General features: G+C 35.1%; 12 protein-coding genes. 1 reads left to right on the plus strand and 11 read right to left on the minus strand.

Going from position 1 to position 13,302, the window contains the following annotated elements; all coding sequences use genetic code 11:
• Positions 1 to 17 precede the first annotated feature (17 nt).
• The 5 genes from ACFVR2_RS15075 to ACFVR2_RS15095 form a co-directional block, all read right to left on the minus strand.
• Positions 18 to 725, minus strand: a complete 708-nt coding sequence (locus ACFVR2_RS15075) for a M48 family metallopeptidase (RefSeq protein WP_387363078.1) — start codon at positions 723 to 725, stop codon at positions 18 to 20.
• A gap of 126 nt (positions 726 to 851) precedes the next feature.
• Positions 852 to 1,871, minus strand: coding sequence for a cytochrome P450 (locus tag ACFVR2_RS15080; RefSeq protein WP_387363081.1), 1,020 nt, complete (start codon positions 1,869 to 1,871; stop codon positions 852 to 854).
• A 317-nt stretch (positions 1,872 to 2,188) separates the two neighbouring features.
• Positions 2,189 to 3,004, minus strand: coding sequence for a DUF5995 family protein (locus ACFVR2_RS15085; protein WP_387363083.1), 816 nt, complete (start codon positions 3,002 to 3,004; stop codon positions 2,189 to 2,191).
• 543 nt (positions 3,005 to 3,547) lie between these two features.
• Positions 3,548 to 5,275 carry an AAA family ATPase gene (locus ACFVR2_RS15090; protein ID WP_387363086.1) on the minus strand — a complete coding sequence of 576 codons (1,728 nt, stop codon included), beginning with the start codon at positions 5,273 to 5,275 and terminating at the stop codon, positions 3,548 to 3,550.
• A 213-nt stretch (positions 5,276 to 5,488) separates the two neighbouring features.
• Positions 5,489 to 5,791 carry a hypothetical protein gene (locus tag ACFVR2_RS15095; protein ID WP_387363089.1) on the minus strand — a complete coding sequence of 101 codons (303 nt, stop codon included), beginning with the start codon at positions 5,789 to 5,791 and terminating at the stop codon, positions 5,489 to 5,491.
• Positions 5,792 to 6,157: 366 nt separating this feature from the next.
• On the opposite strand from ACFVR2_RS15095, the gene ACFVR2_RS15100 reads away from it, so the two are divergent.
• The gene (locus tag ACFVR2_RS15100) at positions 6,158 to 6,889 is read left to right on the plus strand and encodes a hypothetical protein (protein ID WP_387363092.1); all 732 of its coding nucleotides are present in this window, start codon (positions 6,158 to 6,160) and stop codon (positions 6,887 to 6,889) included.
• 120 nt (positions 6,890 to 7,009) lie between these two features.
• Here ACFVR2_RS15100 and ACFVR2_RS15105 read toward each other — a convergent pair whose 3' ends face one another.
• From ACFVR2_RS15105 to ACFVR2_RS15130, 6 genes are all read right to left on the minus strand, one after another.
• On the minus strand, positions 7,010 to 7,681 hold the full coding sequence (locus ACFVR2_RS15105) for a GNAT family N-acetyltransferase (protein ID WP_387363095.1): 672 nt from the start codon (positions 7,679 to 7,681) through the stop codon (positions 7,010 to 7,012).
• Between the two features lie 15 nt (positions 7,682 to 7,696).
• On the minus strand, positions 7,697 to 8,368 hold the full coding sequence (locus tag ACFVR2_RS15110; protein WP_387363098.1) for a GNAT family N-acetyltransferase: 672 nt from the start codon (positions 8,366 to 8,368) through the stop codon (positions 7,697 to 7,699).
• A gap of 34 nt (positions 8,369 to 8,402) precedes the next feature.
• Positions 8,403 to 9,257 carry a carbon-nitrogen hydrolase family protein gene (locus ACFVR2_RS15115; protein WP_387363101.1) on the minus strand — a complete coding sequence of 285 codons (855 nt, stop codon included), beginning with the start codon at positions 9,255 to 9,257 and terminating at the stop codon, positions 8,403 to 8,405.
• A 103-nt stretch (positions 9,258 to 9,360) separates the two neighbouring features.
• A complete protein-coding gene (rpiA, locus tag ACFVR2_RS15120; protein WP_387363104.1) occupies positions 9,361 to 10,035 on the minus strand; it encodes a ribose-5-phosphate isomerase RpiA in 675 nt (224 codons plus the stop codon).
• 465 nt (positions 10,036 to 10,500) lie between these two features.
• On the minus strand, positions 10,501 to 11,850 hold the full coding sequence (locus ACFVR2_RS15125; protein ID WP_387363106.1) for an FAD-binding oxidoreductase: 1,350 nt from the start codon (positions 11,848 to 11,850) through the stop codon (positions 10,501 to 10,503).
• Positions 11,851 to 11,949: 99 nt separating this feature from the next.
• On the minus strand, positions 11,950 to 13,281 hold the full coding sequence (locus tag ACFVR2_RS15130) for a cytochrome P450 (protein WP_387363108.1): 1,332 nt from the start codon (positions 13,279 to 13,281) through the stop codon (positions 11,950 to 11,952).
• Positions 13,282 to 13,302: the final 21 nt, after the last annotated feature.

Raw genomic sequence — 13,302 nt, forward strand, 5'->3', positions numbered from 1 at the left:
GTTCCCATTTTAATTTGTTATACAGTCATTTTCCAACTAGATCGTGCTAACCAATTTTCTCTTTCCTTATATTCTGGAATGATTTTACCTACAAGTCGCCAAAAGGACCTGTCGTGATTCATATGAACCATATGACACATTTCATGAACAACTACATAGTCAATCACCTTTTGAGGTGCCATTGCTAATTTCCAATTAAATGTTAGTTGTCTTTTTGAATCACAAGTCCCCCAGTTTGTTTTACTATCAGTAATACGAATTGATGACGGCTTTACTTTAAAATTACTTTGATACTTCTGAATACTCTTTTCAACTATTGCTTTAATTTGTTGATAATAAAACCTTTTAAGTGCCTGTTTTATTCGTTCATCCTCTAGTTGTTTTACAATAATATTTAACCTATTTCCTTCAAAAACTACCTGATCTTGTTGAATACTTTCATCGTGTGAAATTTGGATAGGATATGAATTCCCTAAATAAAGAAATGTCTCACCAAATTCATAAGTCCGTTCTTTTGGACCACGAAGTCGCTCCTTCATTTCATTTGATTTTTGAAGAATCAACTCCCAGTTAGCCTCTAAAACTTCAATGACACTTTTATCAGATGCATCTTTAGGAGCCTGAACCTCAACATTTCCATAAGCATCTATATAAATACCGATCGATTTCCGCTTGTTATACTTTATATTAAAATTGATTGTTTCGTTTAAATATGTATGTATCATTTTTTATCACCTATCATTAACCTTCTAATCCCGAATCTTTACAATTATATAATATACTACAGTAGAAGTTTTAATTTTTAAATAGTAAAAACAACACTCTATTAAACGAGTGTTGCCTTAAAATTTTTATTCTATTATAACTGGCAGTTCTTTATACCCATACACAAATGTACTAGGTATAATTCTAAGCTCTTTTGTTTTATCCAACTTCATATTTGGTAATGCCTTTAACATCTCAGTAATGCATATATTCGCTTCCAACCTTGCAAGCTGTGACCCTAAACAAAAGTGTACTCCCGATCCAAATGCTAGATGATTATTTGGAGAGCGATTAATGTTAAAATCATTAGGTTCGTTAAAAACGGTATCGTCTCTATTTGCTGAGCCTATCCATGCCATTACTTCTTGACCCTTTTTTAGATTTATCCCATTCATATTCATATCTTCAGTTACAAATCGATTCATGCAGTGAACTGGAGAACGAAAACGTAGAGATTCTTCTATAGCTCCTGACATTGATGAATTATCTTTATATAGTTGATCAAGTAGATTTGGATGCTCAAACAAAGTAAGCATTGTATTCCCAATCAGATTTGTAGTCGTTTCATTTCCTGCAACAAGTAAAAGGAAGCAGAAGTTTAATAGCTCTTCAACAGATAATTTTTCACCATCTACATCTGCAGCAATTAAAGTAGATACAAGATCGTTTTTAGGGTCATTTCGTCTTCTTTCAACGATATGATAAAAATATGTTTGTAAGTCCTGTAACGCTTTACCTTGCTGTGCCATTAATCCATTCATCTCATCAGGTGATTGAGTTTGAGCACTAGACACTACAATATTAGACCATTCTTTAAACATTTCCCGATCTTCACTCGGAACCCCAAGCATTTCGGAAATTACAATAACAGGGAGTAGAAAAGCGATATCCGTAATAATATCGATCTCACGTTTGACTTTCAATGGTGCTAATAGTTCTTTTGTAAGTGACTCAATTCTTGGTGCAAGGGACTGAATTGCTTTTGGAGTAAATGCCTGACTTACAATATTACGGTATCGTCGGTGGGTAGGTGGATCTAAATCTAGTAAAGTTGGAAATAGTCCATTTCTGTTTGAACTAAATCGCTTAAAATTTTGTAAGACCATTTGAACATCCTTGTAACAAAATACGTCCCAACAATTTCGATCTGGATCAAATGAAATGGGAGAGCTTTTTCGCATTTTTTCAAACCAACCATGGGGGTCATCCGTTCCAACTAACCCTCATGGTCGAACTAATAGTCCATAACTCTTTTTTTGTTCCTCCACCCTAATTCCCTCCTTTATATATCGCTTATTACTCATTCTTCCAGACAAGTAATGATACATGGTTGCGCTATGTAACTATACAATTTATGCAGTTTATATTTTTCCTATAACCATCTCTATAAATCAATTGTCCAATCTACTTACTCACTTTGAACTTACAATTGAATATCACTTGTTGATGTTGTTTCAAACCGATTATGATTTAAGAGATCTAAGTTTCTTTCAATATTTTCGGATTCACGAAAACGAATTACCCATAAACCAGCCTTCAGCATCCAACTACTTGGGCGTGCGACCATGTTTCCAATCGATGCGACCTCATGATCATGCACTTTAATTAGCCCTTCCCACTCATCTTCTTTGGCTGCCGAAAGCTTTTTCGCAAAATCCCAGGCATAATGTCGAGACTTCTCTAGGCTAAAGTTTATTATTGCCTTTGAAGCTTTTGGGTCAACATGATCTAAAAATCCAATCCATGGCGAAATTCGATCCATGTCATCCCTTACCTCGTCCACTAGTGACGCCAACATACTATTTATTTTCATAAAGTCATTGTAAAGAGATAAAATATCAGAGCCTTGACATACCTTTACAGCAGCTACTCCTAGATCCAAATTAATATGAGCATTAATGCCAAGCAATAAATGCTGTAACAAAATAGATTGACGTTTATCAGCGTGACGAAACGCCAATTGCCAACTGAGACTTAATGGTTCCCCATTTAAATAGTTTCTAAGTGCTTTTAAATAGAAATTTGCAAAATTCACGTCCAGACTATCCATTCTTGCTCCGTCTTCGAACTGATTAGTTAAAATTCCATCTTTCACTTTAATCGTTACCAACCGATATAAAGAAGCAAAATAACCTAGTTTATTTTTTGTTTTATTACTCATTGAAATAATCTCATCTAGCTGTTCAATTACATCATCGATTGTACTTGCGTTTCCTATTTGCTTTGACAGACTATTCATTACTCACTCTCCTAAATTTTGTGACAAGTATGTCGTATTAGATTTGTTAATCAATATGCTATTTGTTTTAAAAAGATACTTTTAATAGTGGGGATTTCTTTTGTTATTCAGTATGTCTTTTGAGAATTCCTTCGTATGGCGAACAATTCATGAACTTTGCTTAAATTACAAAAAAAGAGCAACTCAACATGAGTTGCTCTTTTTATTTATTTTTGACCAATTATTTTGTAACCAAATATCAATTGCTAGTTTAAACTGCAAATTATATGATAGCTTTTTTGAAATGCTATTTCACCATAATGCCGAGAATTTTGTAACCATGTTTGTAATACGGAATGTTCTACTCCGATAGAATCTGAAATCTCTATTTGAGACTTATTCACTTCTTAGTAACGTTTTACTGCAATTAATTTCTCATCACTAGTAAATTTAGTCATAAAAATGCACCTCCAAATGTTAGACTGTGTCTGACATTTGGGGTGCACTTCACAATTACTTTATGGATTTTCTTTATATAGAATCAAGGAAGTACTAATGTTTCGGCTAATTCCGATCGTTTTCGGGCAATTTATCAAAATCCTTAAGCAATCCTTGAATATTTTTCTCATAAACAGACCCAATCTTTACAATAGGTGGTTCAGGACGCGTACGTGCATAAATGCTTTCGTAAAGATCTTCTATTTCTTCGCCTGTTAAGTCGCCTCTTTTTAGCAACTCTTGTGCAATAGAGTGTACGAAATCGGCGTGTTCAGTAACAAGTTTTTTTACTTGGCTCATTTGATCTTTTAGAAGAAGGTTAATTTTTGGTCGTAGTGCTCTAAGGCCTTCTGCTTGTGAGCCTAATGCATTCCAGCTGAATAGCTCATCGCCCATTCCAACTAAACCTAAATATGCACCACCAAGTAAAGTCGCTTGCTGTAGATCAGATGTGACACCGTTTAATTTCTTGTGGAGAAACTCTTCTTCTACTGCTCTTGCTGCCAAACAAACTTGGATTGCTGCAAGTATTTCGCTGTCGCTTCGATTATATCTCTCTGTTGTTGGCTTAGTCGCAGCCAGACCAAGTGCGTCACCCCTACGAATAATTGTTACCTTCCATACTCGATCATGTGGCTTTAACAAATATTGAGCTACGGCGTGACCTGCTTCATGATACGCTACATTTCTCTTCTCATCTTCACTCATGGATCTTAGTGGTTGTTTAAGTCCCCACTCATACGTTTCCATTGCATCACGGAAGTCAGTGTAATTTGCAAGCTCAGCACCTCGTTGATGAGCAATTACGACAGATTCATTCACTATATGTTTAATTTGTGCTGGACTATATCCAATCGTATCAAGAGCAGCTCGCTCTGGTGTTAAAGTTGTATCGATTTTCACCTTTTTTAGATAATATTGGAAAACATCAATACGACCATCATAATCTGGAGAATCTACCCAGAGTTTTCGGTCAAAACGCCCTGGTCGTAGTAATGCTTGATCAAGTACATCAGGTAAATTTGTAGCTGCAATCGTCAGAACTGCGGGGCGCTCTGCTTTCTTTTTACGTAATCCGAGTGAGCGAAGAAATTTTGCTATTTTGGAACTATCAATGTTTGGAGGATCCATTTGTAGTAAAAGCTCATTCAATAATCCAGAACCCATTCCCATACCGAACAATCCACCACCACCGGCTCCCCCTCCTTGACGAGACATACCAATTGCGTCGACTTCATCGATAAAAATGATACACGCTCCGTAAATATTAGCTAACTTTCTAGCCTTTTTGTAAATTCCCATTACTTTCAAATTCCCTACACCAAAGAACATGTTTTGAAAACTTGGAGCCGAGGCATAAGCAAAAGGTACTTGGGCCTCATTCGCAATAACCTGTGCAAGATAAGACTTTCCTGTACCTGGAGGCCCACAAAGCAGCAATCCACGAATTGCCTCTCCTCCCATCTCTTTAAACGTTTTAACACCTTTTAATAGTGTTACGATTCGTTTTGCATTTTCAACAATCTCAGGGTTTCCACGATAATCATCCCACGTGGATCCAGTCTCACCAGGTAAAATCCAATAAGTACGACCTCTGGCTAGAAACCAGAAAATTGCTACAAATTGGATGATCGCCATGAAAATCATAACGGCGAACTGAAATAAAAGACTAACAATCGATATTGCTACACTCCAGTATGTTGGCCCCCCTTTTATAAGCACAACACCAATAAAAACAATAACAGCTAACCAAATTAATACTCTTCGCCATTTAACCCATTGATATTTTGTCATAAACATTCTTCCTTCTAGGGGATTTTTTTGAATATTCTATGAAAAAATTTGCCCATTGGTGCCTAGAAATATATGTATGCAAAAACTAAATAAATTTGTTCATTTAAATAAAATAAAAAAGCCTCTTTGACATTAACTTTTAAGTCCGTATACAAAGTACTTTAAACTTGATTTCAAACTAAAAAGCCCTCCTTAAAAGAGAGCTTTCAATAATTATCGAAATTTACTAAAAATGTCTTTCAAGTACTTAATGACGATTGCAATTCCACTGATGAAAAAAAATGTTATTAAAATCCACCTAGTTTGAGTTGGAACGAGTCCAAACATTGATGTTAAAAACTGCAATGGAACAAGGAAGTATAGAATATCCTTTAAATATCCTAGTATAAAGGATGTATCGAATGAACCTTTCCAAAATGAACGGATAAATGCTATAACAAAATCAAGAATCATTAATCCAATAACTGCCCATAAAGTATATAGCATCCAATCCACAAGACTAAAACCATAATCCATAATTAATCACCACCTTACATCATACTATTCAAAGAAAATAGGCTGGTGATATTAATTCACTTAATTTTCAGATAATATTTTTTAAAGCTTTTAAAGACCATTGTTCTGTTCTTTATCCTTGTGTTTATCATATTAATTTAATAAGAGATTAATTGCTAAAATTTGTCTTTAGTTCCCACTTCATATTTACAAAAATACTCTTTTACTAAAATTTTTTATATGGGAGACAGAACATTACACACTTCAAACTTCCTAACCAATCGTCGTTTTAAGCTATACAATAGCCCAACTAAACATATCCAAGTTCCCCCATCTGTACTTGAACATAAAATATTAGTAAAAAAATATAGAAAGGGAGAAATAGTAGTGGGATTATTTATTAATAAGAATGAACACCCTGATGTCTTTAAAAATAATGAAACAATACAAACACCGAATCAAGGGCTTGTTCGGCATAATTACTTAGCTGAACTAATGGAAGAACAACAAAAAAATAACATGAGTCTAGAAAAATCAATCTCTGAATTGAAGCCACGATATGAGCAATTAGAAGAATTGCAAACAAATCAGTGGAATCATGTTAAAAATCAAATAAGTAGTCTCATAGGGAGTAACCGTGATCGTGAACAATTTGAAAGAATCATGATTCAGCGGTTAAATACATCAGACGCAAATGAAAGTCTGGAAAAACAAACGTTGACTACTCAAATGATTAGTTTAAATGAAGCTTATACAGAATTAGCAAAGCGATTGGAAAAAAGTGAATCTGATAACCAAACTCTCTCATTACAACTTGATAAGCTAATTGAAAAACAAAATGAAGTAGCTCATGGATTATTACAGCAAGAGGAATTTCAACATGGAGTTTTAGATCGCCTTGATACTCAAGAAGCAATGATGGATAGAATCTCTCACCAACTCAGCAACTTACGCTCAATTATTTTTGAACGAGCAAGCTATATTACGACAAAACTTGAAGACAGCTATAAACTAACAACTGACTATATTTATAAACTTATAAATGGATCCGAAAAGCCAAAATCCTATACTACTTCAGTGAGCAATAAAAAAGTAGAAAAACAAAAACAAGCAGACTAAAAATATGGTAAATTCTCAATTAAAGGATAGTTCGAAAACTTTTTTAGTTTAATTAGATCGAATATAAAAAAGCTTCTCGAAGTCTATAAGACTTTATCGAAAAGCTTTTTTTATGTTCACTTAAAAGTAGATTAATGCGACTTTTTCTTTCTCTTCTAACTTTTCAATCATTGAATACCAAGACTCTGGCTTATTTGATAATACTGTATAATAACGCTTTAGAAACTTTACAATCAAGTCCGATTGAAGCTCATTAATCTCCCCATCCATAGGAAGGAAACAAAGATCTAGACCTGTTACCGCTTCACCGTCATTGTTCCATGATGGATGAATATATTCAAAATCAAGACGCTTATAACCTAAGTGAGCTAATACTTCTCGACGAACATATGGATTCATTGGTTTAACGCCGCCAAACTCATGATGTTCTACTCGATATGGATCATAAATTTCAGCAAACATACCTAATAACTTTTTATTATTTTCAGTTGCTAATGTCTGTAAATCTACTAATCTATTTTGTGCCAAATACGGGCCGATTCCCAAACCAGCTTGGCCTATTATTGTAAAGTCAGTCATGGCAACATTAAAATCATCATAATAGCGATATTCTGTAGCCCCTACTACTCTTTCTTCATGGACAGCAACAAAAACACGAATTCCTGGATCCTCCAAAGGCTCTTTCCAAAGATCGAATTCTAATACTTCTTCTGGAGGAAATACATCTTGCATTAATTGATGCATTTGTTTAAATAATGGGTCATTGATATTTGTAATTCTTTTATATTCCATTTTCTTTCTCTCCCTTTAATTAGAATGTTTAAATGGATTTTTCCATTCCATTAGAGTCCCATAATTGCATGATTCTTCGTCCTCTAAATAATTAGCTACCACCTTAACCGGGGTACGACCACATCGAAGTAAAAAACTAATAACTGGATCCTTTAGCTCCCCTTTTAATACACCGTCTATGTATTGCTCGGGTGACAAGTTATTCGCCTCTTTATGATATCCTGGCATCCTGCCTCCTCCAAGCAATCTTTCCAAACCAAGATGTACAACAACATCATACATAGAAAACATTAACCATTTACCTAAACCTAATTTTCGATAGGATGGTCTGACGCCAATATCAACGACATAAAGTGTATTTCCGTTTGGGTTGTGGTTTCGAATATAACCATGATCAGTAACCTCTTCCCATGAATGGTCAGGATGGCTAGGATCAAAATGAACAAGTAGACCTGTCATCGAACCCGCCATTTGACCATTTACCTCTATACATAACGCTCCCTCTGGAAAAAGAGTTACATGATTTTTAAGTTGCTCCTCATTCCACCATAGTTCCGATGGGAATGGTGGCGGGAAGCTTTCTTGTTGAATACGGATTAAATCAGTAAAGTCATTCTCATTATAATGACGGATTACCACTGGGACTGGTTTGTCCTGGTCGAAAACAAAAAATTCCTTTCGATACATGTGCTAAACCTCTCTTTTCTATTAAAGAATAAGTTTACCAATCAGGATAAAGGTCTGTACGTCTGTCGCGCCATGTTGTAACGGAACCTTTTTCCCGAACTTTGTATAATAAATCTAAATTAAGATCGGCTGTAACAATCATATCCTGATTCATTTCACCTTCTACCATAATTCCTTTTGGAGGAAATGGGATATCGTTAGGAGTGATTACAACTGCTTGACCGAAATTTGCTCGCATAAAATCAACAGTTGGAAGAGAACCAATTGTACCTGTATTTACAACATATACTTGATTTTCGATTGCTCTTGCATGACATGTATAACGAACTCGGTGGAAACCATGGCGATCGTCTGTACATGATGGACAGAAAATGACATCTGCTCCTTTTGCTTTTGCCATTCGAACGATTTCTGGGAATTCAATGTCATAGCAAGTCAACATCGCAATTGTTCCTTTATCAGTCTCAAAAACCTCTAGACCGTCACCTGCACTCATATTCCACTCATTTACCTCCGTTGGTGTAATATGTAGCTTCGCCTGCTCACCAATACGACCATCTGGATAAAACAAATGTGCAACATTATATAGTCGATCGCCTTTTTTAATAACATGCGTTCCTCCAATAATGTGCATATTGTATTGTTTTGCTAACTTTAAAAATAAAGAACGATATCCCTCAGTAAAATTAGGTAAATCTTGAATCGTTAATGACTCACCTTTTTCATTACCAATTGACATAAGCTGTGTTGTAAAAAATTCCGGAAAAATGATAAATTCCGCTTCAAATTCCTCTGCTGTCTTAATATAATGCTCTACTTGTTTTTCAAACTCTTCAAAGGAGTTTATTGTGTGAAGATGATATTGAACGGCCGAAACTCTTAATTGCATATAATCCCCCTCTTCCCATTAACTCTTTATCTCTTACTTTTATTATTGAATAAATAGAGGGAACGGGCAAGTATGTACTCTTCATTACAACTAGCAAATAACTTTACTTTTCGCTATTTAATATTTCTACATTTTTATCTTTATCTAGGGTGATAACCAGATCAGTCATTCCAACAAATAATCCGTTTTCTACCACTCCGGGAATTAAATTGAGGTTACTTTCTACTATTTGAGTTTGAATATGATTCGGTAAACTGCAGTCAAAAATATAGTTTCCGTTATCCGTTATAAACGGAGTCGCTCCATTTAAACGAAGTTCCGGACTTAAACCGATTGCTTTAATATGTTTCATCGTCATTTCCATGCCAAATGGAATAACTTCTACTGGAAGTCGGAAATTACCTAATCTCTCTACCATCTTAGTTGGATCAGCAACTACTATAAATGTTTTAGCTGCTTTCGCAATGATTTTCTCTCTTAATAGTGCGCCTCCCCCACCTTTAATTAGCTCAAAGTTTGGATTAATTTCATCGGCACCATCAATTGCAAGATCAATCTGATCAATTTCACTAAAGTTTACTAATTGGATACCAGCCTCTTTAGCAAGCTTTTCAGTTTGAATGGAGGTCGGAATACCCTTTATATGCAGTCCTTCCTTAACTAATTGCCCAATCTTTTTTATCGTATAAAAAACTGTAGATCCCGTACCTAATCCAACGACCATACCATCTTTTACAAATTCTGCTGCCTTTTCTCCTACAATTTGCTTATCATTCATTTTTACACCTTCTATTTTGTTATTCTATTTCTTAATTAGTATAAGTAATAAATCCAAATTTCATTTTTCGATAGGATGTTCAATTTAATAGTACTGTATAAAAATATTTTGAATAAAGAATTTTAACTAAGAAAAACTAAATGAAAAAATATAAGTAAGGTGAGGACCATATGGATGTCCCTAATTTTGTTCTTAAGTTTTGCATCATTTTAATGATTTTACCTGTTACGATAGCGTGTTGTTATTTTGGTTACGTAGATAAAAACTACCAAATTGTAATTTTCGGTTTTGCTCTACTATTATTTTCAATACTCGGTAATTACTTTATCTTCATAAAGAGCAATAAAAATAGTAAATCGGAACAATAAGAACCGATTTCTAGTAACTTCTTAGTTATGGGAAAAACCGATCAATTTGGAAATTCAATCGACCGGTTTTTCACTAATATATTTTGAATTTTTCACTTTAAAACCAACTAATAAAAGGCGGAATGCTTTGCGAAAATTTAAATAGATTGAATGGGTCATATTCTCGTTTCACAACTCTAAGGCGATTTAAATTCCCACCATAATATGCTTTTGGCCAATTTCTAATAAACCGATCAGGCCAATTTACGTAGTCACCAGTAGTATATCTTGATAAGGCATTCCTTAACTCTTCGACCCATTGATTGTTTTTTCGTACTTCTTCAGGTGTGCTCCAATTGGCAAGATACTCTTGAGCGATAATGGCATCCCTGTAATAGTAGGCAGTTTCATTTGGCCTAATCCGCTTTACTGCACCTCCAAGAGATTGGTGCCATATGCTAGATTCTCCATTTGGTGTATTTTCTAAAAAACTTTTCATGATCAAGATTGCTCTCTTTGGAAAAGTTTGATTTAGAAAAGATCCTGACCTCTTTTTATAAGCTGGAACATTACCACTTGGATCATCAAAAAAATGAACAGCTTCTATATAAGGTACTTCCTTTACCATTACTTTTATAGGTGAGCCAGTATTTACTAGTGGCCGGAGTAGTTCGTTCAATTTTGTTACTGGGCCTACAAATTCCCCTTGTGCAATAATTTGATTTACTTCCCTAGATTTTAATTCAATTTCTGAAGTTAGTTTATTATCCGTGTTAATTGCCCAATTTTGCCAAGCATCAAAAGCGGCTTCTAAATCTTCCCACTCCCATATAATCGAGAAAATCGAAACATTTGAAATTGGTTGCACTTTAAATTTAAGCGACGTGACAATGCCAAAATTTCCGCCTCCCCCGCCACAGCAAGCCCAAAATAGATCACTATTCTTGTTCTTATTTGCTTTAATGAGTTTAGCTTTCCCATGTCCATTCGATACAACTATTTCTACTTCAAGTAGATTATCACATGTAAGACCATACAAGCGCGATAGCATCCCGATACCACCACCAAGTGTTAGACCTACAAGGCCAACACTACTTTCAGTACCTGCTGGGATTGTCGTACCATTTTCCCAAAGTATATTATATACTTTTCCTAAATCAGCCCCTGCTTGTATTTTTGCGGTCATGTTTTTGCAATCTACACTAACCGTATTCATTTCACTAACATCGATCACAAGACCACCATCTACGAGTGAAAAATTTTCATAGTTATGCCTGCCACTTCTTACTCTAAATGGCATATTATTTTCCTTCACCCAATTCAAAGCATTTAATACATCTCGCTTCTTTTGACAAAATACAATTATTTTAGGGAATTTTGGATTGTTTAAAGTATTGTTTGTTCTTGCCTGTTCATAATCCGTATCACCTGGTGTAACAATCCGTCCAGTAAGTTTTGTCTTTTCCAAAAAATATAACCCCTTTCAAACAGACTGTAAAGAGAATGCTATATTCTATGAAAATACTCCTGGAAAAGACACTTGCCTAATTGCGTACACTAAATCCGCTCATTTTCTCTTTTTTACAATCATACGTAACCCATCTTTCGGCCGAAGTGTGATCAGTGGTTCTGTCTCCACTTTATGATGATTAAGGGCTATATCAATCGTATAATGCTGAACGATTGTTGCTAATACTAAAGTAGCTTCCATAATTGCGAAATGATTTCCGATACAAACACGAGGCCCACCGCCAAAAGGAAAATACGCATATTCAGGTACACCTTCTACCTTTCCATTCTTAAACCGCTCTGGAAGAAATTCTTCCGCATGTGAGAAATACTTTTCAGAACGCTGCATGATATAAGAACTCATCATGACTGTCTCACCTTTTTGAATTCTGTAGTCGCCAATGCTGACATCTTCTACTGCTTTTCTACTAATAAGCCATGCAGGAGGATATAGACGAATACTTTCCCAGATGATTTGCTGAGTATAAATTAAATCTTTCATAGAATGATAGTCCGCTCGTCTTTTGCCAAGAACGCGATCCACTTCTTCATATAATAATTTAGCTTTGTCAGGATGCTGAGATAATAGATAAAAGCACCAAGATAATGCATTTGCTGTCGTTTCATGACCTGCAAGGAAAATTGTCATTGCTTCATCTCTTAATTGTCGACTCGTCATGCCTTCATTAGACTCTTCATCCCTTGCTTGCATTAGTAGTCCTAGTAGATCTTCCTTTGTTTCTGAGCTATTTCTTTTTTCAATAATTTCATATAACACCTTATCAATTGCTGTAATAGCCTCCGTTAAAGATTTATTTTTTGGCGTATTCAGTTTGAGCGGAGCTTTTAAAACTGATCGAATTCTCTTAGTTGCAATATCCATAATAATGTCAAAGTGTTTCCCAACACGATCATGTCCTTGATTCAGATCCATACTAAACATAGTTTTAGCAATAATAGCTAATGTAAGCTCCATCATATCTCTACTAATGAGACGCTCTTCACCATCTTTCCAAGAACTAATAAACTCTTCCGTGAGCAACGTCATATCCTCTGCGTAGGATTGTATATGCTGCTTCGTAAACGATGGCTGAATTAAACGCCGCTGTCTCATATGTACTTCATCTTCACTCGTTAACAATCCCTCACCAAGCAAGGTTTTCATCTCTTGAAATGGCTTTGATTTATGGAAAGAATGCTGCTTAGTTACTAATACCTCTTTTATTAAATCGGGCTCTAATAGCAGGTTTATTTTACGATGAGCAAATCGAAATGAGACAATCGTGTCATGACTTCTATAAAGTTCACCTAAAAAAAGTATTGGATCTTTCCGAAACTCATTCAAATGCCCTAAAGGTGAATAAGAAGCCAGTCCTTTTACTTCAAGCATAAAGTTCACTCCATTTCAGGA

Source organism: Gottfriedia sp. NPDC057991 (assembly GCF_042886615.1).
GTDB lineage: Bacteria > Bacillota > Bacilli > Bacillales > Bacillaceae_G > Gottfriedia.

Bases quoted from the DNA above. Each gene is read 5' to 3' on its own strand.
- ACFVR2_RS15075 (WP_387363078.1), bottom strand. From the start codon at position 725: ATGATACATACATATTTAAACGAAACAATCAATTTTAATATAAAGTAT.
- ACFVR2_RS15080 (WP_387363081.1), bottom strand. From the start codon at position 1,871: ATGGTCTTACAAAATTTTAAGCGATTTAGTTCAAACAGAAATGGACTA.
- ACFVR2_RS15085 (WP_387363083.1), bottom strand. From the start codon at position 3,004: ATGAATAGTCTGTCAAAGCAAATAGGAAACGCAAGTACAATCGATGAT.
- ACFVR2_RS15090 (WP_387363086.1), bottom strand. From the start codon at position 5,275: ATGACAAAATATCAATGGGTTAAATGGCGAAGAGTATTAATTTGGTTA.
- ACFVR2_RS15095 (WP_387363089.1), bottom strand. From the start codon at position 5,791: ATGGATTATGGTTTTAGTCTTGTGGATTGGATGCTATATACTTTATGG.
- ACFVR2_RS15105 (WP_387363095.1), bottom strand. From the start codon at position 7,681: ATGGAATATAAAAGAATTACAAATATCAATGACCCATTATTTAAACAA.
- ACFVR2_RS15110 (WP_387363098.1), bottom strand. From the start codon at position 8,368: ATGTATCGAAAGGAATTTTTTGTTTTCGACCAGGACAAACCAGTCCCA.
- ACFVR2_RS15115 (WP_387363101.1), bottom strand. From the start codon at position 9,257: ATGCAATTAAGAGTTTCGGCCGTTCAATATCATCTTCACACAATAAAC.
- rpiA (WP_387363104.1), bottom strand. From the start codon at position 10,035: ATGAATGATAAGCAAATTGTAGGAGAAAAGGCAGCAGAATTTGTAAAA.
- ACFVR2_RS15130 (WP_387363108.1), bottom strand. From the start codon at position 13,281: ATGCTTGAAGTAAAAGGACTGGCTTCTTATTCACCTTTAGGGCATTTG.